We start from the raw sequence: 22,008 nt of genomic DNA, 5'->3' as shown, positions 1-22,008 counted from the left end.
AAGCCGCAAAAACGAACGAGGGGTGTGAACGGTGAACCGTTCACACCCCTCGCGCTGCGAGCGTCAGAACTTCTCGGGCCTCATGACGTCGACCTCGGTCACGAACACGATCATGGCGTAGTTCTCGTAGTAGTTCTTCTTGAGCAGCGCCCCGATCGCCTCGGCCATCTCGGCCGTGCAGACCACCTCGATGCGGATGTTGCTACTGGCCTCCCAGCTGGCGCTACGCACGCCGCGATCGCCCTTGCCGCGGGCATCGGTCACGGTGTAGCCGTGGGCCCCCAGGCGAACGATCTCGCGGATCAGGGACTCCTCGAGGACGGCTTCGGTGATGATGGTCAGGAGCTTGCGTCTGTTAGGGTTCATTGGTTCAGCCTCCAATGAGCGTGTGCGCCTTCTCGGCGATCATGTGATACAGCGGAATGCCCGCCAGGATGTTGAACGGGAAGGTGATCCCCAGCGAAGCGGTCAGCGACAGGGTCGGATTGGCCTCGGGGACCGAGATGCGCATGGCTGCCGGCACGGCGATGTACGAAGCGCTCGCCGCGAGCGTGGCCAGCATGGCGGTGCCGCCGACCGAGAAGCCCAGTGCCAGCCCCAGCCCGGTGCCCACCAAGGCGGAGAAGAGCGGCATCAGCACGCCGAAGCCGAGCAGGAACAGGCCATGATGGCGCAGCGCCCCGACCTGCCGCGAAGCGATCAAGCCCATCTCGAGCAGGAAGATGGCAAGGAAGCCTTTGAACAGGTCGAAGAACATAGGCTTGATCGGCACCAGCCCGTCGGTACCGGCCGCCCAGCCGATGAGGACGCCGCCGATCAAGAGCACGATACCCTTGCCGAGGAACACCTCGTTCAAGACCTGACCCCAGCGCGTCTCCTTGGACAGGCCGCGCGCCAGGAGGATCCCCATCAGGATGGCGGGCACTTCCAGCAGGACCAAGAGGAGGGAAATGTGCTCCTCGAAGGGGATGTGGCGCGCCCCGAAGTAGGCGACGGCCACGGCGAAGGTCCCGACGCTCACCGAGCCGTAGTGGGCCGAGATGGCGGCGGCATCCGCGCGCTTGAAGCGGCCCAGGTAGCGCAGCACGAGGAAACCGACCATCGGCAGGGCGCAGCCCATGGCCACGACGGCCACCATCTGCGGCAGCACGTGGAGCAACGGCAGCTTGGCGAGCTCGGCCCCGCCTCTGAGGCCGATGGAGAGCAGCAGGAGCATGCTCGCGAACTCGTAGATCGCCGAGGGGAGCTTCAACTCCGTGCGCAGCAGGCCGGCAACGAGGCCGAAGATGAAGAATAGGATGATTGGATCATGCATTGACTATGTGGTTCCCTTCCATTTCTGCCAATTTCAAGGAGAAAGCAACTCCACCTCCCCCGTGTCCAGGTCGTAGCGGGCGCCGACCACTTTGAGCTTCCCGGCCTTGATCCGGTCTGCCAAGAGTGGTTTCGAGACCTTGAGCTGCTGCACCACATACCGGACGTTTGCCCGGACGGCAGCGTCGAGGACATCGCCTGTTCGCTTGTCGACCGACACGAGGGCAGGTCGGATCGCCTCCGCCAGATGCTGGAGGTGTCCCTCCGCCTGGCCTCCCTTGAGGGTGGCCTCGACCATTCCGCAATGCTCATGGCCGAGCACCATCACCAACGGCACGTCGAGGTGGCCCACGGCGTACTCGATGCTGCCGAGCACCGATGCATCCGCCACGTTACCTGCCACGCGCACCGTGAAGAGGTCCCCCAAGCCTTGGTCGAAGACCAGCTCGGGCGGCACTCTCGAATCAGCGCACCCCAGCACGAGCGCGACGGGATGCTGGACCTTGGCGATTTCGCCGCGGCGCTGCGTCCCGTGCCCGGAATGCCTGAACGTTTCTGTAAGATAACGCTTGTTGCCGGCCATCAAGATGGTAAGAGCCTCATCCCCGCTCGAAACCGGGCCCGAAGGCGCGGCCGATGCGATGGGGGCGAGGCTCAAGACCGTGAACAAGGGCAACAGCGTTTTGACTAACTTCAACCTGAAGAACTCCGAATGCGTCTGCAAGTTTATATACGCGGCTCGCATGGCAATCTAACCCTCGCCTAGCAAAGAGAGTCGAACGGTCCACCTTAACCCGACCGGCCCCCGGGTCGCAAGGGGCCCCCGCTCCTCGTGTTCGAAGGCATCGAAGCGGAAAGGGGCTGCAGCACGCATGCTGCAGCCCCTTTCGCCATCGCCCCGCGGGGCTGGCTCAACGTCCGCTGGTGAGGAGGGCGCGCGGCTCCTGGCGCGTCATGGCCGAGCGCTCATTTGCCGCTTCCATCTCGTTGAAGCCGGAAAGGCTTTCGCGCAAGCCACGGGCCTGGCCCGTGAGGGCCTCGGCCATGGTGGAGAGACGATCGATCGAGCCGACCACCTTTTCGCCCAGGCTGAGCTGGACCTGAGTCGCTTCCGAGACCTCGTGGGTGCGCTGACCCACGGCCTGGCAGGCACGAAGGATGAGGCCCGAGCCCTGGACCTGGTCATCGATGGCCACGGCCACGTCGCGGGTGATGGCGCTCATGGCCTGGGCGGCGAGGTTGATCTGCTCGGCTGCGAGGGCCTGGGCGTGGATCGCGCCGGTGACCTCGCTCATCAAGGAGCGGACCTGACCGACCGATTCCACCATCGCCGTGAGGGCCTCTCCCGCCTGGCGAACGAGCCGCGCCTCCTCGTGGATGACGTGCTCGCCTTCCTGGGTCGAGGCGACCGCCTGGGTGGTCTTGGCCTGGATGCCCTTGATGAGGCTGGCGATCTCGCCGGTGGCGATGGTGGAGCGCTCGGCGAGCTTGCGGACCTCGTCGGCGACGACCGCGAAGCCCCGGCCGTGTTCACCGGCCCTTGCCGCCTCGATCGCCGCGTTGAGGGCCAGGAGGTTGGTCTGCTCGGCGATGTCGTCGATGGTCTCGACGATGGCCCCGATCTCGGCGGAGCTCTGGCCCAGCTGCTCGATGGCGCTCACCACCTCGTGGATGGTGCGGTTGATCTGCTCCATGCCCAGGACGGTCGCCTCGACCGAGCGCTTGCCCTCTTCGGCCGCCTTGGCCGCCCGCTCCGTGAACTGGTGGGCCTCGGTGACGTTGCCCGCCACCTGCTGGATGCTCGCGCTCATCTCCTCGATGGAGGCCGAGGTCTCGGCGACGGCCTGGTCGAGGCGCTCGGTATCCTGGCTGACCTGGCCCAGGCGATTGGACATCTGCGCCACCGACCCCGACGCGTCGTCCACGTTCTGGGCGACTTCCTGGGCGCGCTGAGCGACCTTGCGCACGCCCGCAACGATATCGAGCACGGCCTCGCGCACCTGCTCGGTATCGTTGGAGATGGCGACGCTGCTCTCGTCCACTACCCGGCTGGTCCTGATCGACTCGCCGAGCGAGGCGGCCACGACGGTCTTGAGCTGGTCGTAGTAATCCGAGAGGTCCCGGTCGGCGTGCGCGATCGTGATCTGCGAGAGATCGAGCCCGACCGACTCGAGGTAGTCGTAGAAGAAGGCGTCGCACACGGCCTGCATGTCGAAATTGAAGACGGCGAAGATGGCACGTTCGGCCTTCGTGCGCATGCCCGGCCTCAGCAGGAAGGCGCGCTTCAGATACTTGCGGAACAGGTCCTGGTAGAGAGGATACGCGCCGAGGTACCACTTGAGGGGCAGGTTGATGGTGTTGTGGAGCTTGCCCACGCGTAGACGGCGCTCGAAGTAAGTACTGCCATAGTTGCCGCCCGATGCGGCCTCCTGGAAGATCTCGCGCAAGTAACCCGCCTGCGCCCGCTCCAGGTGGGCGCGCAGTTGCTGCAAGGACACACCTTTCTTGCTGGCGTGTGCCTCGAAGAAGGCGCGGGTCGCCGAGAAGGCGAACTGGTGATCGTAGAATTCGCGCGCGATCGCCTCGACCACGCGCTCGGCCCAGCCGGCAAGCGCTGCCAGGGTCTGACGCTCCTCGTCGCCGAGCCCGAGAAAGGTTCGTCGCAGGGCAAGGTTTGTATCATTGATGCGATATTTTTCGCTCAGGGTCTTCATGATGCTCCATTTTCTCTTCTGACGAGTGGAACTCCTGAAGTTAACCTAGAAATATTCATTAATGTCCAAATCCGTAAAAATTACCCGACTCTCCGCACCCCGCAGCCGAAATGTAAAGCGGTGTGCGGAACAGGCATGACAAAAAACGCCATAAGGCACTCAAGACAAGCCACACGGCGACAGGCTCGTCGTTCGCGCGGCTTGATGTTCTATTGATAAGATTGCGCGGTCTATCAGGCCCGAATGGAAATCGCCCCAGTCGGAAATGACTGGGGCGATCGCTTTGATGGGAAAAAGACGGGTTAGCGGGTGCCAGCGACGATGGCGACTGCGCCGAGCATCCGGTCGTGCACCTTCACGTCCTTGAAGCCCAGGGCCCGCAGGCGCTCGGCCAGCTCGCGCTGGTCGGGGAAGCTGCGGTTGGAATGGGGCAGGTAGCGGTAGGCGTCGCGATCGCCCGAGACCAGGCTCCCGATGGCGGGCACGATCCGGTACTCGTACAGCTCGGCTCCCCAGCGCACGACCTTGACCTTCGGCTTGCCGAGTTCGAGGGAGACGAAGCGGCCGCCCGGCTTGAGGACGCGGTGGATCTCGCTCAGGGCCTTCTCGAGCGGCTGCACGTTGCGCAGGCCGTAGCCCACCGTGACCGCATCGAAGCTACCATCCTCGAACGGCAGGTCGCACGCATCCCCCTGGATCCAGGTAATGGCAGGACCGCTCCAGGGGCGCTGACGCGCCACCTCCAGCATGCCCTCCGAGAAGTCGAGGGCCTTGACGCTGCCCGTGCTCCCGGCGATGTCAGCCAGCAAGAAGGCGATATCCCCGGTGCCCGTGCAGAGATCGAGGTACTGACCGCCGGCCTTGGGCTCGGCGAGGCGCAAGACGCTCCGCTTCCACGCCGTGTCGCGGCCGCCGGTCATGAGGCGGTTGATCAGGTCGTAGTTGGCCGCGATCCGGTCGAACATCCCGCGGACGTAGGTGGGCTTGTCTTCGAGGCTCGGGAGGTTAAACGACATGGGCGGCTCCGAGGGTGGGCAGGGCGGCCTCGGGCGAGAGGCTGCGTGCCTGGTCGCTCAGCTTGTCCAGGTACTCGAAGAGCTGGTCCTTGGAAGCGCTCTCGGGGAAGAGGTCCAGGCAGGCGCGCGCCGTCCGGGCCTCGGCTTCGAGGCGCGCGAGCGACTTCTTGAAGACCTCGGGGCTGAACAGCAGCTCCTTGAGCTCCTGGTGGATCTCCTGGGGGAAGGGCGTGAGCATCCGGCGCATGACGGGCCCGACGGTGGGGTCTTCGAGGGCCACGATCACCGGCAGGGTCAACGAGCCCGCGAGCAGGTCCTGACCGACGGGCTTGCCCGCCACTTCGGCCGAGCTCGCGTAGTCGAGCAGATCGTCGAACATCTGGAAGAGCAGCCCCAGGTGGTAGCCGAAGCGGCGGGCGGCCTGCACCACCTCGTCGCGCTGGCCACTCAAGAGGGCCGCGCCCTCGCAGGCGAGCTCGAAGGGGCCCGAGGTCTTGAGGGCCATCCGCTCAAGGTAAGCCTCGACCGTCACGTCCAGGTTCCAGAGCTGCTCGTCCTGAACGTACTCGCCCTCGCAGAGGCCCGCGAGCACCTCGGCCATCCGCTGGTTGAGGCGGTGGTGGCCCAGGGAGGCGATGAGGCCGCAAGAGCGGGCGAGCAAGAAGTCACCGGCAAGCACGGCCGCCTTGGCGCCGTACTTGACGTGGACCGAGGTCACGCTACGGCGCAGCTCGGCCTCGTCCAGGATGTCGTCGTGGATGAGCGAGCCCACATGCAGCATCTCGACCGCCTCGGCGAGGCGCTCGTGAGCGTCGGTCAAGGGCGCGTCCGGATTGGCCGCCTCGCCAATCAGGCGAGCGCAGCGGGGCCGGATGGACTTGCCCTCGACCTCGAGGAGGTGGGCGGCAGCCTTGAAGAGGACCTCGTTCTTGGACTGGACGGTGTCGAGGAGGCTCTCGCGGAAGGTCTTGCGGCGAACCTCGGCAGTCTGCGAGATCATACGGTTACCTCCTGGAGGTTGAGGCGGCGCACCTGCCGGACCAGGTCCGTCATCGCCGCGAAGTCGAGGGCCTGGGTCGCGTCGCTGCGCGCGCAGGCGGGATCGGGATGGCATTCGACGAGCAAGCCGTGCGCGCCGGCAGCCATGGCGCCGAGCGCGAGCGGCTTCACGTACGGGGAAGACCCCGCCGCGTGGCTCGGATCGATGAAGATGGGGAAGGGGGTCATCTCCTTGATGAAGGGGATGGCCTGGAGATCGAGGGTGAAGCGCTTGAGGGGCGAGGGGGTGCGGATGCCGCGCTCGCAGAAGGCGACGAAGGGCGCCCCCGCTTCGAGCAGGTACTCGCCCGCCCAGAGCCACTCGGCAGGGGTCGCCGAGAGCCCGCGCTTGAGCAGGACCGGCTTGCCGAGCCGCGCGACCTTCTGCAGGAACTGCGGGTTGTGCATCTGGCGCGCGCCGATCTGGATGACGTCGAGCAGGCTCGCCACCGCTTCCATGTCGGGGGTGTCGATGACCTCGCTGATGGCCCGCAGGTTGTAGCGATCGCAAGCCTCGCGCAGCCATTCGGCCGCCTTGAGACCCGCCCCCTGGAACTCGTAGGGCGAGGTGCGGACCTTGTGGGTGCCACCGCGCATCCAGCTGATCGACAGGGTGGAGAGGAAGTGGGCGACCTCGTCGGCCACCGCGCGGCTCTCGATGGAGCAGGGGCCGGCGACCACGTCCGGCATGGGACCGGGGAAGGGCCAGGCCGCATCCGCATCGCTGTGGCGCATCACCAGGCGGGGCTCGCTGCGCGTGAGCTCGATGGAAGCCACCGCGGCGTCGCGCTGGAGGGCCTCGCGGACCCGGTGCGGGACGAAGGGGTCATCGACGAGGATCAGGCGCCCATCGTCGAGCTTTCGGTTGGCATGACCCTCGCGAATGAGCCAGCCTTGGATTCTTGCAGCTTCCGTGCGGTCTGAAAGCGTGATGAGCACGGGCGCCCTCCTGTGAATGTGCGGGCGAATCCTAGGTAGGTTGCCCATTACCCCCGGATTCTAGCACACCCCTTCAGAGCCTTCAAATCTTTTTGAAAATCGAAAACTATGCAATGATGGAACGAGCGCAAACCCCCGCGAAGCGAAGAGGAGGCCCCGTTTGCAGACCGGGAGCAAACCGAATCTTTCGTCCATTCGACCGCTCGACACTCCCATGCTCCTCGAAGCGGTCGAACGGTCAGGGTTTGAGCACCTCGTCGCCTATGAATTCCGGCTCGAGGCGCAAGACCCCTTCGCCCTCGCCCGCGTGGCGGCCATGGGGCCTCAGGTCGGCTGGGTGGACGCGGCCTCGAGCGAGACCTGGCTGGGGCTGGGCGCCGCCGACGAAGTGAGTACCACCACCCCCGACGGCGCCCTTTCGGCCCCCGACCTGTGCCGCGCGCGCCTGGCGGCCTTCGCCCACCCCGCGCTGCGCTACTTCGGCGGGATCGCCTTCGACCCTTCCTCCCCCGTTCATCCGGCATGGCCCGCTGGCTTGCCCGCGCGCTTCGTCCTGCCCGAGGTGACCTTGCGCTGGGACGCGGACACCCCCGGCGTCGCCCACGTGATCGCGCTGGTGCGCGCCGTGGCGGACGAAACCTCCGAGAAGCTCGAAAAGCGCTTTTCGGTCCTGCGCGATCGCCTCGAAGACTGGGCCCGACAGGCCGCCACCCTCGAAGCGACGCACCTGAGGGCTGAACGCCTTCCTGAGCCTGGCGATCGCGAGCGCTGGGCCGAGGCCATCCGAGCGGCCCTTTCCCAGGCCGATGCGATCCCCAAGGTGGTGCTCTCGCGCGAGATCCGCCTGCGTGCGACCGAAGCGCTCGATCCCTGGACGGTACTCGCCCGCTTCCCTGCGACGGCGCCCGGCCACCGCTTCTGCTTCCGCTTCGACCCGGATGCCGCCTTCCTCGGGGCCACCCCCGAGCGCCTGGTCTCCATCACGGGCGACCGCGTCATGGCCGACGGCCTTGCAGGCACTCGCCGCCGGGGAATGGACGAAGTCGAGGACCAGCTCCTGGCCGCTGCAATGCTCGAAGACGACAAGGAGCGCCGAGAGCACGACTTCGTCGTGCGCTTCATCCAGGAGGGCCTGAGCCCTCTTTGCCGCTCGCTCCAGGTCGCCGAGACGCCGACCATCCTTCGCACCCCCACGGTGCAACACCTCTACACCCCCATCTCGGGCGAACTCAAGCCCGACACGAGCCTGCAAGACGTGCTCGCGGCCCTCTACCCGACGCCTGCGGTCTGCGGCACCCCGCGCGAGGCGGCCCGCCAGTCGGTCAGACGCCTGGAGGATCGGGTGCGGGGCTGGTACGCTGGAGCCGTCGGCTGGGTCGGTGCCGACGCTTGCGACTTCGCCGTAGGGATTCGCTCGGCGATCCTCCACCCGGGTGGGGCGATCGCCATCACCGGTTGCGGCATCGTCCCAGGCTCCGACCCCGATGCCGAATTCGAGGAGACCGAGCGCAAGGCCTCGGGCATCCTCTCGATCCTGGAGGGTCGCTCCGAATGACCGCCCCCAACCTCAACGCGCTCTGGGCCCAGATCCTGATGGGCGCCCTGCACCGCTCGGGTGTCCGCGACGTCTGCGTCACCCCCGGCTCGCGCTCCACGCCACTCGCCTACGCGGCCCACGTCCACGAGGACCTGCGCACCACGGTTCACATCGACGAGCGCGCAGCGGGCTTCTTCGCCCTGGGCCTCGCCAAGGCCACCCGCCGCCCGGTTGCGCTCGTCTGCACCTCGGGCACGGCCGCGGCCAACTACTACCCGGCGATCATCGAGGCGTCGCTCGCAGGCGTGCCCCTGATCGTCCTGAGCGCCGACCGCCCACCCGAATTGCGCAACACCGGCGCCTCCCAGACCATCGACCAGGTGCGCCTCTTCGGCTCGCACGTCCGGCACTTCGCCGAGACGGCCCTGCCCGTTGCGAGCCCCGCCGCGCTGCGCCGGCTCTGCGCGAGTGCTAGCCAGGCCGCTCAGATCGCCCTGGCGGCCCCCATCGGGCCGGTACACCTCAACGTACCCTTCGCCGACCCCTTGCCGCCCATCCCCACCGAGGACCCGACCTTTGCCACCCTCGCCGAGGAGGCCCTCGCGCACGTCAGCACGCTCGTTGCGCCCACTCCCGGCTTAGACCCGGCGGCGCTCGCGCCCCTCGCCGCGCGACTGGCGAAAGCCGAGCGCGGCGTGATCGTCGCGGGCCCCGCGCTCGACGCCACGGCTCCCGAGAAGGTCTTCGCACTTGCGCGCCTCGCGGGCTTCCCCATCATTGCGGACGTGGCCTCGGGCCTGCGCTTCCACCCGGATGCCGAGGGTCTGGTCGTCGGCCATCCCGAGGCGCTGCTGCGCGCCCCTGCGATCGCCGAGAACGGCCCGGATGTCGTCCTCCGCTTGGGGGGGCTGCCGACCTCGGCCACCCTCAACAAGTGGCTCGAACGCCATCAGCCATGGCTCGCCCTCTTGCAGCCCGACCTTGCGAGGCGCGATCCCGAAGCGCTCGCGCACCTGACGATCACGGGTGACGTCGAGGCCATGCTCGACACCCTGACGAACACCCTCGCTCCCAAGTCCCCGACCCGCTGGGGCGAGCAGCTGCTCGCTGCGAACCGAGCGGTGGCGGCGATCTTCGAGCAGGCGACCGATGCCACCGAGGCGCTCGCCGTGCGCGAGGCCATTCAGGCCCTGCCCGAAGGCAGCGGGGTCTTCCTCTCGAACAGCATGTCCATCCGCTACGCCGATGCGCTGTGCGGCCAGGGCCCTGCCGGGCTTCAAGTGCTGGTCAGCCGCGGGGCGAACGGCATCGATGGCATCACTTCGACCGCTCTCGGGGCGGCGATGGGCCTGGATCGCCCCACCCTGCTCGTCACGGGTGATCTGGCCTTCCTGCACGACCTGGGCGGGCTGCTCGCCACGCGCCACCTCAAGGCCCCCTTCGTGGCACTGGTGCTCAACAACGACGGCGGGGCCATCTTCTCGCACCTGCCCATCTCGGGCTTCCCCGAGGTCTTCGAGCCGTACTTCGGCACGCCCCACGGCTTGCGCTTCGGGGATGCGGCGACGCTCTTCGGCCTCTCGCACTTCGTCGCCGCCACCCCCGACGAAGTGGCTTCTCAGGTCGCCCTTGCGATCGCGAGCGGCCGCCCGAGCATCGTAGAAGTGCCCACCGCCCGCACCGACGAGGCCCTCGCCTACCAGGCCCTCATGAAGCGAGCGACCGATGCCGCCGAAGCGGCCCTCACCTTGAGGGAAAGCGTGCGATGAACGCACGCTGGGTCGAGGCCGGCGGCCTGCGCTGGCGCGTCCGGGGCTGGAACGAAGCGGCCGGCGAGACGGTGGTCTTCCTGCACGGCTTCACCTGGGACGCGCGGGCCTGGGAAGCGATCGCAAGCACCCTTTCGATGCGCTACGCCTGCATCGCCCCCGACCTGCCCGGCCACGGCGGCACCGCCTTTGCGGCGCCCATCGAGAGCTGGACCTTCGAGCGGGTGGTCAATGCGCTCGGCGCCTTGCTCGATGCGCTGGGGCGCGGCCCCGTGACGCTCGTCGGTTACTCGATGGGCGGCCGCCTCGCCCTTGCGCTCGCCCTGCGCCGGCCCGATCTCGTCGAGCGCTTGGTGCTCGTCGGCGCCTCACCGGGCCTTGAAACGTCGAGTGATCGCGAGGCCCGACGGGCCTCCGACGCGGCCCTCGCCACCGCGATCGTGGAAGAAGGGATCGAGCGCTTCATCGAGCGCTGGTCCGCGCTGCCCCTCTTTGCTTCTATGGCATCGCTTGCCCCAGAGACCCGGGCTGCTCTGCACGCTCAGCGCATGGAGCAGGCGCCTCATGGCCTGGCCGCTTCCCTCGCCGTCGTGGGCACGGGCAGCCAGCCGTCCCTGCACGACCGGCTCGACACCCTCACCGTGCCGACCCTGCTCGTGGTCGGCGAACAGGATGAAAAGTTTCAGGCGATCGCCCGGCTCATGCAAGGGCGCATCCCGGATTCCCGCCTCTCGGTCGTGCCCGAGGCGGGCCACGCTGTTCCATTCGAGCGCCCGGAGGCGCTGGTTTCACTCATATCCTCGTTTCTCACCGATAAGGAGCCACCCATGATCGACGTCGCCCTGCCGGCCTGGAAGAGCGTCCAGGACTTCACCGACATCCGCTACGAGAAGGCCGAGGGGATCGCCAAGATCACCATCAACCGCCCCGAGGTCCGCAACGCCTTCCGCCCGCAGACCCTGATGGAGATGACCGCCGCCTTCACCGACGCGCGCGAAGATCCGGAAGTCGGCGTCATCATCCTGACCGGCGAAGGTCCCCTCGCCTTCTGCTCGGGCGGTGACCAGCGCATCCGCGGCAACGAGGGCTACGTCGGCTTCGACGGCGTGCCCCGCCTCAACGTCCTCGACCTCCAGAAGCAGATCCGCTCGATGCCCAAGCCCGTCATCGCCATGGTCGCGGGCTACGCCGTCGGTGGCGGCCACGTCCTGCACCTGGTTTGCGACCTGACGATCGCTGCCGACAACGCCCGCTTCGGCCAGACCGGCCCCCGCGTCGGCAGCTTCGACGGCGGCTTCGGCGCGAGCTACCTGGCGGACATCGTCGGCCAGAAGAAGGCCCGCGAGATCTGGTTCCTGTGCCGCCAGTACGACGCCGAGGAAGCCCTCGACATGGGCCTGATCAACAAGATCGTGCCGCTCGCCGAGCTCGAAGCCGAGACCGTCGCGTGGTGCCGCCAGATCCTCGAGCACAGCCCGCTCGCGCTGCGCCTGCTCAAGTCCTCGTTCAACGCGGGGATCGACGGCCAGGTGGGCGTGCAGGAGCTCGCCGGCAACGCCACCCTGCTCTACTACATGTCGGAGGAAGCCCAGGAGGGCCGCAACGCCTACGTCGAGAAGCGCAAGCCCAACTTCTCCCGTTTCCCCCGCCGTCCGTAAGCCGTAAGGAACACGCAGCGCCCATGAGCACCGCCATCGAGAAGCCCTCGCCCGTCGCCGTCTGGGTCATGGCCGCAAGGCCCAAGACCCTGCCCGCCGCCATCGTCCCGGTGGTGGTCGGCAGCGCCATCGCGTATGCGGACGGCGCCTTCGCGGCGGGACCCTGTCTCGCGGCGCTCCTGGGCGCCTGCCTGATCCAGATCGGCACCAACTTCGCCAACGACTACTTCGACTTCAAGAAGGGCGCCGACACCGACGCCCGCCAGGGCCCCACCCGGGTCACCCAGGCGGGCCTCGCGAGCCCCCAGGCCGTCTTGAAGGCCACCGCGATCGCCTTCGGGCTCGCGGTGCTGGTGGGCTGCTACCTGGTGGCGGTGGGCGGCTGGCCCATCGTCGCCATCGGCCTGCTCTCCATCCTCTCGGGGCTCGCCTACACGGGCGGCCCCTACCCGCTCGGCTACAACGGGCTGGGCGAGCTGTTCGTCTTCATCTTCTTTGGCCTGGTCGCCGTGCTCGGCACCTATTACGTCCAGGCCCTCCACCTCTCGCCGCTCGCATGGGCGCTCGCCATCCCCGTCGGCCTCATCGCGGCGGCCATCAACGTGGTCAACAACCTGCGCGACATCGAGACCGACCGCGTCGCGGGCAAGAAGACCCTCTCGGCGCGCTTCGGGGCGCGCTTCACCCACGGCTACTACGCCACGCTGCTCACCGGCGCCTACCTCGTGCCGGTGGCGATGGTCGCCATGGGCAAGCTCGACTTCAAGGCCCTGCTGCCGCTCTTGACCCTACCCCTCGCCATCAAGCTCTTCGGCTCGGTTCGCCGTGACGTGGGGCCGGTCCTGAACCAGACCCTCGCAGGCACGGCCAAGCTGCTGATGCTGTTCGGGCTCCTGCTCTCGGTGGGGCTGCTCTTGCCGTGAGCCGCTTTCGCCTCGCCTATGCCCCCTACGAGGTGAGGTTCAAGCGCCCGCTCGTGACCGGCAGCGCCGTCTACACGCACCGCCGGGGCTGGTGGGTGGCCGTCCGGGACGAAGCGGGGTCTCTGGGGTTCGGAGAAGTCGCCCCCCTGCCGGGTTTCGGCGGCGAGGCCTACGAGATGGCAGCGAGCACCTTTGCTAAGCTTGCGGAGTGCCCGCTTTCGCTTACCGAGCCCAGCCTCGAAGGGGTCGCCGCGGCCCTCAAGGAAGCAGGCCTCACGCTCGCCCATACGCCCTGCGTCCACGCGGGGGTCGAGCTCGCGCTCCTGGATGCGCTAACCAAGCGCGATGGCCACGCGCTCGCGCAAGCCTTCTCACGAACCCCCGCGCCCGAGGCCGAGCTGCAGCGCCTGCTCACGTCCACCGACCCCGAAGGCGCGATCGCAGAAGGGGAGCGGGCTATCGCCGAAGGCTTCAAGACCTTCAAACTCAAGGTCGGCGCTGCCCCCCTCGCGACGGATCTCGCTCGGGTCAGTGCCCTGCGCGCGCGCTTCCCCGCGATCCGCCTGAGGCTCGACGCCAACGGCGCGTGGCAAGAGGCCGAAGCGATAACCGCCATCGAGGCCTTCGCCCCCTTGGGGATCGACCTCTTGGAGCAACCAGTGGCCGGTGCCGATTTCGCGGCGCTGCGCCATCGCGGCGTCCCCATCGCTGCGGACGAAGCCCTGCTGGATGCCGAAACCGCCCATCGCCTCATCGCAGAGCAAGCCGTCGATGCCCTCGTGCTCAAGCCCATGCTGCTCGGGGGCCTGGGCGTCGCCCACGCGCTCGCACAAGAAGCCCAGCGGCAGGGGCTGCGCACCGTCGTGACCTCGAGCCTCGATCGGCTCGTAGGCGTCGCCGCGGCCCTGCACCTGGCCTGCGCCCTCGATGGGCCCGAGCCCGCCGGTCTCTCCACCCTCGCGCTCCTCGACGCACCCGATGCGGATGGCCCGCTTCGGCTTCGCAAAGGCGCGCTCGTGCGGCCCGAGGGGCCGGGGCTCGGCGTCTGCCCCCCCGAGCCCGCGCACACCGCCCTGACCAGGAGCCTCGAACGATGCTGAGCCACCCCACCGCCCAGGCGCGCCGCCTGCGCCCACACCAGCCGGCCATCCTCTTCAAGGGGGAGGTCACGACCTACGAGATGCTCGATCGCAGGGTCGTGCGCGCCGCCGCCACCCTCGCGGCCCTCGGCGTGCGCGAGGGCGACGTGGTCGCCGTCTGGGGGGCCAACCATCCGGACTGGGCCGCGGCAGCCCACGCGCTCGGCCGCCTCGGGGCCATCCTCCTGCCGCTCAACTTGCGCCTCACCGACGAGGAAATCGCCTGGCAACTTGAGCATGCGGGCGCCCGCCTCGTGCTCGCCGACGCGGATCGGCTCTCGCGCGGCATCCGCGAGCGCTTCCGGGTCGTGCCTCTCGCCGAGGCCTTCAGCGAGGACGAAAGCCCCGCCATCCCCGACACCCTCGACCCCGATCGAGCCCACACCATCCTGTTCACCTCGGGGACCACGGGCCGCCCCAAGGCCGTCGTCCTCACCTGGGCCAACCAGCTCGCGAGCGCCACGGCCTCGGCGGCGGCCCTCGGGCTGAACCCGCGCGATCGCTGGCTGCTTGCCATGCCCATGTTCCACGTGGGGGGCCTCAACATCGTCCACCGCTGCGCGCTGGCGCAAGCCACCGTCATCCTGCACGATCGCTTCTCGCCCGAGGCCATGATCCAGGCTATGCGCGACGACGGGGCGAGCATGCTCTCGGTGGTCCCCACCATGCTGCGTCGCATGCTGGACCAGTGGGGCGATCGCCCGCTGCCTTCGAGCGTGCGCGCCATCCTGGTCGGCGGCGCCCCCATCCCCTTCGACCTGGTCGAGCGCTGCCCCCAGGCCCTGCCGACCTACGGCATGACCGAGGCCTGCTCCCATGTGACCCTCACGCGGCTCGGTGCGAGCGACAGCGAGCGCGCAAGCTCAGGTACCCCGCTGATGGGCACCGACGTGCGCATCGTGGACGAGGCGCGCCTTCCCCTTCCCACCGGCACCCCCGGTGCGATCGAGGTGCGCAGCCCGACCGTCTTCGAGGAGTACCTGCACAACCCCGCTGCGACGGCCGCCGCCAAGGTCGACGGCTGGCTTCGGACCGGCGACGACGGCTACCTGGACGCGCAGGGCTGCCTGCACGTGCTCGCCCGACGCACCGACCTCATCGTCTCGGGCGGCGAGAACGTCTACCCTTCGGAGATCGAGCAAGCCCTCGAACGCCACCCGGGAGTGGCCGAGGCCGCCGTGGTCGGCGCCCCCGACCCGACCTGGGGCCAGGTCCCCGTCGCCTTCGTGGTGCTGCGCGACCCGGGGCTCAGCGTCTCGGCCCTGCGGGCCCAGCTCGCGCAAGGCCTCGCCCGCTACAAGCTGCCCCGCGACATCACCGTCCTGGACGCGCTGCCGCGGCTGGGCAGCGGCAAGATCGACCGCCGCACCCTGCAACGTACGCAATCTTAACACCCTGAAAGAGTAACCTTAACTCGGTCATAAGAACATTTCACTCCCACCCGCGGATAACACTGGTGTGAGGACCACAGTCCGAAAGGATGGGAGCGCAATGTTCAAGAAGACCGCCAGCAAGTTCATCGTGTTCGGTGCCGCCATCGCGGCGCTCACGGGTTGCGGCTCCTATCCTCTGGCCCCCGTCGCCGAGACCGGCGACCGCTCGATGACCCTCGATATGGCCCAGCAGGGCGGCGGCATCATCATCAAGCGCGCCGGCTACCAGACCGCCGCCGCCGCGAGCGACGTCCGCTACCTCTCGATCCACGTCGTCAGCTACAACGGCAAGCAGGGCACCGTCAGCCAGACCATCGGCTGGCCCATGAGCAAGGACGTGTCCTTCAACGGCCTCAAGGGCGACACCTACACCGTCCGCGTGGATGCCCTCGACCAGAGCTACGGCTACCTCGGCGGCCTCATCCAGGAAGGCGTCCAGGTCGAAGAGGGCAAGGTCACCCCCCTCTCGATGAAGATCAACCTCAAGACCAACCAGCCCGTCCTCGGTGGCCTCGACCTCGGCGTCACCATCGAAGGCGACGACTCCTCGACCCCGGCTCCCATCGCCACCCCGACCCCCGCGCCCGTCGCCACCCCGGCCCCTGTCGCCGCGGCCTTCAGCGACGACTTCGAGGGCGGCCTCGGCAAGTGGCAGGCGAGCTGGACCAAGAGCAGCTACAGCAGCGCCACTGCGGCGACCACCAACTGGAACGCCTCGACCTTCGCGGCCAACGGCGGCGCCAAGGGCGCCACCCCCGGCGGCAGCGACGGCCAGGTCACCGAGACCGGTACCTACGCCCTGACCCTCGCCAGCAACGCCAACCTCTCGGGCAACGCTCGCTCGGCCCTCCGCTTCGACCTTTCCAAGTTCACCGCCCAGAACTACTTCAAGACCGCGAAGTTCCAGGTCGATGCCTCGGCCGACGGCGGCGCCACCTGGAGCCAGGTCTACGACCAGACCGCCAACCAGACCGACTGGAAGCGCGTCGAAGTTGACCTCAGCGCCTACAAGACCAGCACCGTCAAGGTTCGCTTCCGCTACACCTACGACTACTACCTCGGTACCGACAAGATGAGCGCTCCGGTCATCGACAACGTCTACCTCGGCGCCTTCTAAGAGCCCCTCAAGCCAAGACGAACAGCGGGCCACCCGGATCGGGTGGCCCGCTGTCTTGCCTTATCGTTTCGTCGACCTCCCGTGAATCGGCCTCGACTCGGCCGGATCGTCAGCAACGAGCAAGGTGATTGGGCTCGCCCTTGACGCCTGACGAGGTGGGCGCGCTAGAATGATTCGTTAACTTTTATATCGCAACATCGCCCCCTCGAAAGGCTGCGCCATGATCCATCCAGCGACCGAGTTACGCTTCATCGACGACGCGATCGGCTACGGGGTCTTCACCACGGCGTTCATCCCGGCGGGCACCATCATCTGGGCGCTGGATGCCTTCGACCGCATCCTCTCGCCCGACGAGGTCCGGGCCCTGCCTGACCTGCTCCGCGCCCAGCTCGAGAAGTACGCCTACGTCGACGCGGCGGGCGACTTCATCCTCTGCTGGGACTTCGGCCGCTACATGAACCACTCGTGCCGCCCCACGAGCCGCAGCGTCGGCGAGGCGTTCGAGATCGCCATCCGCGACATCCAGCCCGGCGAGCAGCTGACCTGCGAGTATGGCACCCTCAACATGACGGGCGACTTCGCCTGCGCCTGCGGCGCGCCCGGCTGCCGCGGCAGCGTGAGCGCAGCCGATCTCGAGACCCTCTGGCCCGAGTGGGACCGAGAGGCGGCGCAGGCCTTCCAGCGGGCTCTCTCGGTCCCGCAGCCCCTCTTGCCCTACGCCAAGCTGAGCCCGGCGGATCGGGCACTGGCCGACGCCCTGCGCGAAGGGCGCGAGGTGCCGCTGCCCAGCAGCCGCGCTTACCAGGCCCCCGAACGTGCGCGACCGGAGAGCGGCGATGGGCTCTGGGCCCTCGGCCGATGATCCACCCCGACACCGCCCTGCGCTTCATCTCGCCCGCGGTCGGCCACGGGCTGGTCGCGACGGCGCCCATCCCCATGGGCACCGTCATCTGGGTGCAGGACGCCCTCGATCAACTGCTCGATCCCACTCGGGTTGCCGCGCTGCCTGCGGCCTACGACGACCTGCTCGCGCGTTACACCTACGGCGACGCCGAGGGCAACCGCGTCCTGATCTGGGATCTGGGCCGCCAGATGAACCACTCCTGCCAGCCCAACTGCCTGGGCACCCTCCACGGCTTCGAGGTGGCCATCCGGGACATCCGGATGGGCGAGCAGCTGACCAACGATTACGGCACCTTCGAAGACCACCGCGAGGACGACTTCTTCCCCTGCCACTGCGGCGCGCCCGGCTGCCGCCGCAACACCCGCAGCAGCCTCTCGAGCGAGCAGCTCACCGCGCTTGAAGCCCAGCTCCGCCTCGCCCTGACGCTCACCCCCTCGGTCCCGCAGCCTCTCGCCTCTTTGCTTTCCCCCGAGCGCCTCCAGGCGGCCAGCGAAAAAGCGGGCTACCCCGCCGCCGAGGCCGTCACCCTGCGCCACCGCTTCCAGGACGCGCATTTGCCGGCCTGCATGCGACACGAATCTTGACGTTGGCGCGCGTCGACAAGCGACCGATTTCTGAAACAACGGTGGTAACATAAAGGGTGGCCGCAAAGCTCGTCCCCTCCTCGCTTTGCGCTGCCCCAGGTTACCTGCCCGCAAAGAATCGAGGCGCCTTGTCCAGTTCCACCCTGAGCCTTCCCGTCCAGACGAGCCGCCGTGGCCTGATCCCCCTGTTGGGGGCCCTGACGGCCATCGGCCCCATGTCCATCGACATGTATCTGCCCAGCCTGCCGACCATCGCCCGGGACCTGGGCGCGAGCACCGCGGCGGTCCAGCTCACGCTGGCGCTGTTCTTCGTCGGTCTGGCCCTCGGTCAGCTCATCTACGGGCCGCTCTCCGATCGGCTGGGCCGCAAGGGGCCGCTGATCTCGGGGCTGGTGCTCTACGTGCTTGCCTCGGCGGGGTGCGCCCTGGCGCCGAGCACGGGCGCGCTCATCGCCTTCCGCCTGCTCCAGGCGCTGGGGGGCTGCGCGGCGCTCGTGGTCTCGCGCGCCATCGTGCGTGACCTCTATCCGCCGCGCGAAGCCGCCCAAGTCTTCTCCCTGATGACGCTCGTGATGGGGGTCGCCCCCATCGTCGCGCCGCTGGTGGGCGGCTACCTGATGATGGGAATGGGCTGGCGCGCCATCTTCGGCGGGCTCGTCGTCTTCGGACTCGCGATCCTCGCCTTGGCCGCGCTCGCCCTGCCCGAGACGCGCGATGCCGCCAAGCGTCAGGCCGAGCCCGCCGCCTCGCTCACGCGCGACTACCGGTCCTTGCTCACCGATCGCCGCTTCCTCGGCTTCACCCTGGCAGGCGGCGTGATCCAGGCGGGAATGTTCGCCTACATCTCGGGCTCGCCCTTCGTCTTCATCGAGCTTTTCCACGTCCCGGCCGAGGCCTTCGGCTGGATCTTCGGGGCGAACGCCCTGGGGCTCATCGCCGCGTCCCAGGTGAACGGGCGGCTGCTCAAGACCCGTGCCCCCGAAGGCATCCTGGGACTGACCATCCAGTTGCCCGCCTTCTTCGGGCTGTGCCTCGCGACGCTGGTGGGGCTCAAGGTCGGCGGCTTCTGGGGCGTGGTCCTGCCGCTGTTCGGCTACCTGGCGGCCCTCGGCTTCGTCTTCCCGAACGTCACGGCCGCGGCCCTCGCGGAGCACGGCAAGCGCGCCGGCCTCGCGGCAGCGGTCATGGGAGCGCTCCAATTCGGGCTCGCGGCAGTCGCCGGCAGCCTGGTCGGGCGCCTGCACGACGGCTCCGCCCTGCCCATGGCGGGGATCATCGGTACCTGCGGCCTCGTCGGCTTGATCCTCTACCGCACGCTCGCCGCCCGCCCCAAGGCGCAGCTTAGCCCCGAGGCGCCCTAAATATCACGCTTGGTGTATCATCGAGGGCACACACCCTATCCCCTCGAACCCAGAAGGCGAGACCCTCTTCCATGCAGCACCAGGTCGTCATCAGCGGCACCGGCCTCTTCACCCCGCCCCACGCGGTGAGCAACGAAGCACTGGTCGCCTCCTTCAACGCGTACGTGGAGGCCCACAACCTCGAGCACGCCGAGGCGATCGCCTCCGGCGCCCGCGAGGCTCTCCAGCCCTCGAGCGCGGAGTTCATCGTCAAGGCTTCCGGCATCCAGAGCCGCTTTCTGATGGACGCCGAGGGGGTCTTGGACCCGGCGCGCATGTGCCCGCGCCTGCCCGAGCGCTCCAACGAGGAAGCCTCGGTCCAGGCGGAGATGGCCGTGCAGGCCGCCCGCGAGGCCCTGAGCCGTGCCGGGTGCGAGGCAAGCGACATCGACATGGTCCTGGTCGCGTGCTCCAACATGCAACGCCCCTACCCGGCAGTCTCAATCGAGGTCCAGGGCGCCCTCGGGATTCAGGGCTTCGCCTTCGACATGAACGTGGCCTGCTCATCTGCCACCTTCGCTATCCAGACGGCCGTCAACGCCATCCAGTCGGGCCAGGCCCGGCGCGCGCTCGTGGTCAACCCCGAGATCTGCTCGGCGCACCTCAACTTCCGCGACCGGGACAGCCACTTCATCTTCGGCGACGCTTGCACCGCCCTGGTGCTCGAACGCGCCGACCTCGCGAAGGCCCCCGTGCGCTTCGAGGTGCTCGGGTGCAAGCTTGCGACCGTCTTCAGCAACAACATCCGCAACAACTTCGGCTTCCTCAACCGCACGGACGAGCGCGGCATCGGGCAGCCGGACAAGCTCTTTGTCCAGCAGGGGCGCAAGGTCTTCAAGGAGGTCTGCCCCATGGTGGCCGAGCACATCGCAAGCCACCTGGAAGCCCTTTCGCTCGCTCCGAGCGACCTGTCGCGCCTCTGGCTGCATCAGGCCAACCTGGGCATGAACCAGCTGATCTCCAAGCGTCTGCTCGGTCGCGAGGCGAGCGCCGAGGAGGCCCCCATCATCCTCGATCGCTACGCCAACACCAGCTCGGCTGGCTCGATCATCGCCTTCCACCTTCACCACGCGGACCTCGAGCCGGGCGCTTGCGGCGTCATCTCGTCCTTCGGGGCGGGCTACTCGGTGGGCAGCGTCGTGGTCAAGCGCGCCTGATCGACGGCACAAGAAAGGCCCGAGGCCCTGCATCTGCAGGGCCTCGGGCCTTTTCGCTGATGGATCCTCGGCCTATTGCTCGGGGTAGAGGTAAGTCCCCACGGCGTTATTGTCGTAGGTGATCTTGCTCGAGTCCGAGAAGAGGCTCTCGACCGGGATGGTTGCGAGTTCGCCCACGAGCTGGATGCCCACCCCGGCGGACTTCCGGAGGGTCAGTTTCTCGAGCAGCGGTTTGCAGCTGTCGACGTAGAGGTTGGCCCCGAAATTTCCGGAGTCACCGGCATACTCGATGGTGACGTACCGCAAGCGAGTAGAGCTGGTGTTGTTCTCTGCACCATCGACGGTCGCATCCCCCATGTAGATCCCACTCCAGGCGCCGGGCGCCTTGTTGCTCGGCAAGCTCGTAAAGGTGATGCTCTCGCTCGCCTCGGCGCTCGTGCCGACCGCATGGAGGGCGCCCATTCCGGAATAAGCGACGGAGAGGGCAGCCTCATGCGCGAACTGAACCACGGACCCGGGATCGACGGTCAAGACAGGGGCGTTGCTCGCGTGCTGAACGAAGACGGTCCCCATGACGCGGTACGGAATGCCGTGGTTGCGCCAGCGCACGCTCTTCGATACGGTCCCGGCCGTGAGCAGGACAGTGTCGTTGCCGTTCCCCGTCAGGCGATTGCCCGCCCCCAGAGAGCCAGCCGCTTCCGGGCTCAGCTGGATAGGATTCTCGCCGCTGGTGGTGATGGTGTTGTTCTCGAAGGCGGTGAAGGACGTGTCGAACGCCGAGACCGCAATGCCGGCGTTGTTCTCGAAGGTGCAGTTCCTGACGGTGGGCTTGTTGCCCTCGCCGTTGACGTAGAGCGCGCTGTCATTCGCCTCTTTGCCCGTGCCGCCTCCGTACATGATCTTGCAGTGGCTCAGGATCGTCGAAGCGCCACCATTGCCGACATAGATCTGCCCCCAGGCTCCCGGGACCTTGCTCGCCTGGGTGGTGGTGAAGGTGATGCTCTCGGTGGCGGTTCCCACGGCCTTGAGGATGCCCGTGTCGTTCCAGCCCACGTGGAGGGCAGCGCCCGGCTCGAATCGCACCTCGGCACCCGGCTCGATGGTCAGGGTCGCTCCCTGGGCGCTCTGGACATAGAGGGTGCCTCGAACGATGTGGGGGCTGGCCGCCTTCGTCCACGTCTGGTCGGCCTTGATCTCCCCCTCGTGAAGGTTGCCCTGAAGCGTCTGATCGGACTTCCCTTGCTCATCCGGCGTGTTTGCCTGATTCGTTGCGCTCGGATCGGGGCAGCCCGAAAGGGGGATCAGGAGCAGGCCACTCGCGACCGCGAGCGCGACTCGATGATGCAGTTGCAAGATTTTACACCTC

The 22,008-nt window shown here is 67.9% G+C and carries 19 protein-coding genes; 11 read left to right on the top strand and 8 right to left on the bottom strand.

Annotated elements, in window-relative coordinates; translation table 11 throughout:
• Positions 1–63: 63 nt before the first annotated feature.
• The 7 genes from J7643_08015 to aroF form a co-directional block, all read right to left on the bottom strand.
• Complete coding sequence (locus J7643_08015) at positions 64–366, bottom strand: transcriptional regulator (protein ID MBO9540520.1); 303 nt, start codon at positions 364–366, stop codon at positions 64–66.
• 4 nt (positions 367–370) lie between these two features.
• On the bottom strand, positions 371–1,315 hold the full coding sequence (locus J7643_08010; protein ID MBO9540519.1) for a sodium-dependent bicarbonate transport family permease: 945 nt from the start codon (positions 1,313–1,315) through the stop codon (positions 371–373).
• 33 nt (positions 1,316–1,348) lie between these two features.
• Positions 1,349–2,011: a carbonic anhydrase gene (locus J7643_08005; GenBank protein ID MBO9540518.1), complete on the bottom strand. Its 663-nt coding sequence runs from the start codon at positions 2,009–2,011 to the stop codon at positions 1,349–1,351.
• A gap of 214 nt (positions 2,012–2,225) precedes the next feature.
• Positions 2,226–4,028, bottom strand: coding sequence for a hypothetical protein (locus tag J7643_08000; GenBank protein MBO9540517.1), 1,803 nt, complete (start codon positions 4,026–4,028; stop codon positions 2,226–2,228).
• Between the two features lie 302 nt (positions 4,029–4,330).
• On the bottom strand, positions 4,331–5,044 hold the full coding sequence (gene ubiE / locus J7643_07995; GenBank protein MBO9540516.1) for a bifunctional demethylmenaquinone methyltransferase/2-methoxy-6-polyprenyl-1,4-benzoquinol methylase UbiE: 714 nt from the start codon (positions 5,042–5,044) through the stop codon (positions 4,331–4,333).
• A complete protein-coding gene (locus tag J7643_07990) occupies positions 5,034–6,044 on the bottom strand; it encodes a polyprenyl synthetase family protein (protein ID MBO9540515.1) in 1,011 nt (336 codons plus the stop codon). Before J7643_07990 ends, ubiE begins: the two co-directional genes overlap by 11 nt.
• A complete protein-coding gene (aroF, locus tag J7643_07985) occupies positions 6,041–7,021 on the bottom strand; it encodes a 3-deoxy-7-phosphoheptulonate synthase (GenBank protein ID MBO9540514.1) in 981 nt (326 codons plus the stop codon). Before aroF ends, J7643_07990 begins: the two co-directional genes overlap by 4 nt.
• Before the next feature lie 160 nt (positions 7,022–7,181).
• On the opposite strand from aroF, the gene J7643_07980 reads away from it, so the two are divergent.
• The 11 genes from J7643_07980 (at position 7,182) to J7643_07930 (ending at position 20,642) form a co-directional block, all read left to right on the top strand.
• Positions 7,182–8,576 (top strand): isochorismate synthase, encoded by a 1,395-nt coding sequence (locus J7643_07980; GenBank protein ID MBO9540513.1) that lies wholly within the window; start codon positions 7,182–7,184, stop codon positions 8,574–8,576.
• Positions 8,573–10,327 carry a 2-succinyl-5-enolpyruvyl-6-hydroxy-3-cyclohexene-1-carboxylic-acid synthase gene (gene menD, locus J7643_07975; protein ID MBO9540512.1) on the top strand — a complete coding sequence of 585 codons (1,755 nt, stop codon included), beginning with the start codon at positions 8,573–8,575 and terminating at the stop codon, positions 10,325–10,327. Before J7643_07980 ends, menD begins: the two co-directional genes overlap by 4 nt.
• Complete coding sequence (menB, locus tag J7643_07970) at positions 10,324–11,985, top strand: 1,4-dihydroxy-2-naphthoyl-CoA synthase (GenBank protein ID MBO9540511.1); 1,662 nt, start codon at positions 10,324–10,326, stop codon at positions 11,983–11,985. Before menD ends, menB begins: the two co-directional genes overlap by 4 nt.
• 23 nt (positions 11,986–12,008) lie before the next feature.
• Positions 12,009–12,908, top strand: a complete 900-nt coding sequence (locus J7643_07965; protein MBO9540510.1) for a 1,4-dihydroxy-2-naphthoate polyprenyltransferase — start codon at positions 12,009–12,011, stop codon at positions 12,906–12,908.
• The gene (gene menC, locus J7643_07960; GenBank protein MBO9540509.1) at positions 12,905–14,008 is read left to right on the top strand and encodes an o-succinylbenzoate synthase; all 1,104 of its coding nucleotides are present in this window, start codon (positions 12,905–12,907) and stop codon (positions 14,006–14,008) included. The genes J7643_07965 and menC overlap by 4 nt, the downstream gene beginning before the upstream one ends.
• Positions 14,002–15,438: an o-succinylbenzoate--CoA ligase gene (gene menE / locus J7643_07955; GenBank protein ID MBO9540508.1), complete on the top strand. Its 1,437-nt coding sequence runs from the start codon at positions 14,002–14,004 to the stop codon at positions 15,436–15,438. The genes menC and menE overlap by 7 nt, the downstream gene beginning before the upstream one ends.
• Before the next feature lie 100 nt (positions 15,439–15,538).
• Entirely contained in the window at positions 15,539–16,597 is a 1,059-nt protein-coding gene (locus tag J7643_07950; GenBank protein ID MBO9540507.1) for a choice-of-anchor J domain-containing protein, read from the top strand.
• 220 nt (positions 16,598–16,817) lie between these two features.
• Positions 16,818–17,459 (top strand): SET domain-containing protein, encoded by a 642-nt coding sequence (locus tag J7643_07945; protein MBO9540506.1) that lies wholly within the window; start codon positions 16,818–16,820, stop codon positions 17,457–17,459.
• Entirely contained in the window at positions 17,456–18,085 is a 630-nt protein-coding gene (locus tag J7643_07940) for an SET domain-containing protein (GenBank protein MBO9540505.1), read from the top strand. Before J7643_07945 ends, J7643_07940 begins: the two co-directional genes overlap by 4 nt.
• 143 nt (positions 18,086–18,228) lie before the next feature.
• On the top strand, positions 18,229–19,446 hold the full coding sequence (locus J7643_07935; GenBank protein MBO9540504.1) for a Bcr/CflA family multidrug efflux MFS transporter: 1,218 nt from the start codon (positions 18,229–18,231) through the stop codon (positions 19,444–19,446).
• Between the two features lie 71 nt (positions 19,447–19,517).
• Positions 19,518–20,642 (top strand): beta-ketoacyl-ACP synthase III, encoded by a 1,125-nt coding sequence (locus J7643_07930; protein ID MBO9540503.1) that lies wholly within the window; start codon positions 19,518–19,520, stop codon positions 20,640–20,642.
• Between the two features lie 72 nt (positions 20,643–20,714).
• Here the strand turns inward: J7643_07930 and J7643_07925 are convergent, their stop codons facing one another.
• On the bottom strand, positions 20,715–21,995 hold the full coding sequence (locus tag J7643_07925) for a right-handed parallel beta-helix repeat-containing protein (GenBank protein MBO9540502.1): 1,281 nt from the start codon (positions 21,993–21,995) through the stop codon (positions 20,715–20,717).
• Between the last annotated feature and the right edge of the window lie 13 nt (positions 21,996–22,008).

It is taken from the genome of bacterium (genome assembly GCA_017744355.1).
GTDB lineage: Bacteria > Cyanobacteriota > Sericytochromatia > S15B-MN24 > UBA4093 > JAGIBK01.
The sequence above is the reverse complement of the archived record's forward strand: the minus strand, read 5'-3'. Positions and strand labels throughout refer to the sequence as shown.

Coding starts and splice junctions, on each gene's coding strand:
- J7643_08015 (MBO9540520.1), bottom strand. CDS start 366: ATGAACCCTAACAGACGCAAGCTCCTGACCATCATCACCGAAGCCGTC.
- J7643_08010 (MBO9540519.1), bottom strand. CDS start 1,315: ATGCATGATCCAATCATCCTATTCTTCATCTTCGGCCTCGTTGCCGGC.
- J7643_08000 (MBO9540517.1), bottom strand. CDS start 4,028: ATGAAGACCCTGAGCGAAAAATATCGCATCAATGATACAAACCTTGCC.
- ubiE (MBO9540516.1), bottom strand. CDS start 5,044: ATGTCGTTTAACCTCCCGAGCCTCGAAGACAAGCCCACCTACGTCCGC.
- J7643_07990 (MBO9540515.1), bottom strand. CDS start 6,044: ATGATCTCGCAGACTGCCGAGGTTCGCCGCAAGACCTTCCGCGAGAGC.
- menD (MBO9540512.1), top strand. CDS start 8,573: ATGACCGCCCCCAACCTCAACGCGCTCTGGGCCCAGATCCTGATGGGC.
- menB (MBO9540511.1), top strand. CDS start 10,324: ATGAACGCACGCTGGGTCGAGGCCGGCGGCCTGCGCTGGCGCGTCCGG.
- J7643_07965 (MBO9540510.1), top strand. CDS start 12,009: ATGAGCACCGCCATCGAGAAGCCCTCGCCCGTCGCCGTCTGGGTCATG.
- menE (MBO9540508.1), top strand. CDS start 14,002: ATGCTGAGCCACCCCACCGCCCAGGCGCGCCGCCTGCGCCCACACCAG.
- J7643_07950 (MBO9540507.1), top strand. CDS start 15,539: ATGTTCAAGAAGACCGCCAGCAAGTTCATCGTGTTCGGTGCCGCCATC.
- J7643_07945 (MBO9540506.1), top strand. CDS start 16,818: ATGATCCATCCAGCGACCGAGTTACGCTTCATCGACGACGCGATCGGC.
- J7643_07940 (MBO9540505.1), top strand. CDS start 17,456: ATGATCCACCCCGACACCGCCCTGCGCTTCATCTCGCCCGCGGTCGGC.
- J7643_07930 (MBO9540503.1), top strand. CDS start 19,518: ATGCAGCACCAGGTCGTCATCAGCGGCACCGGCCTCTTCACCCCGCCC.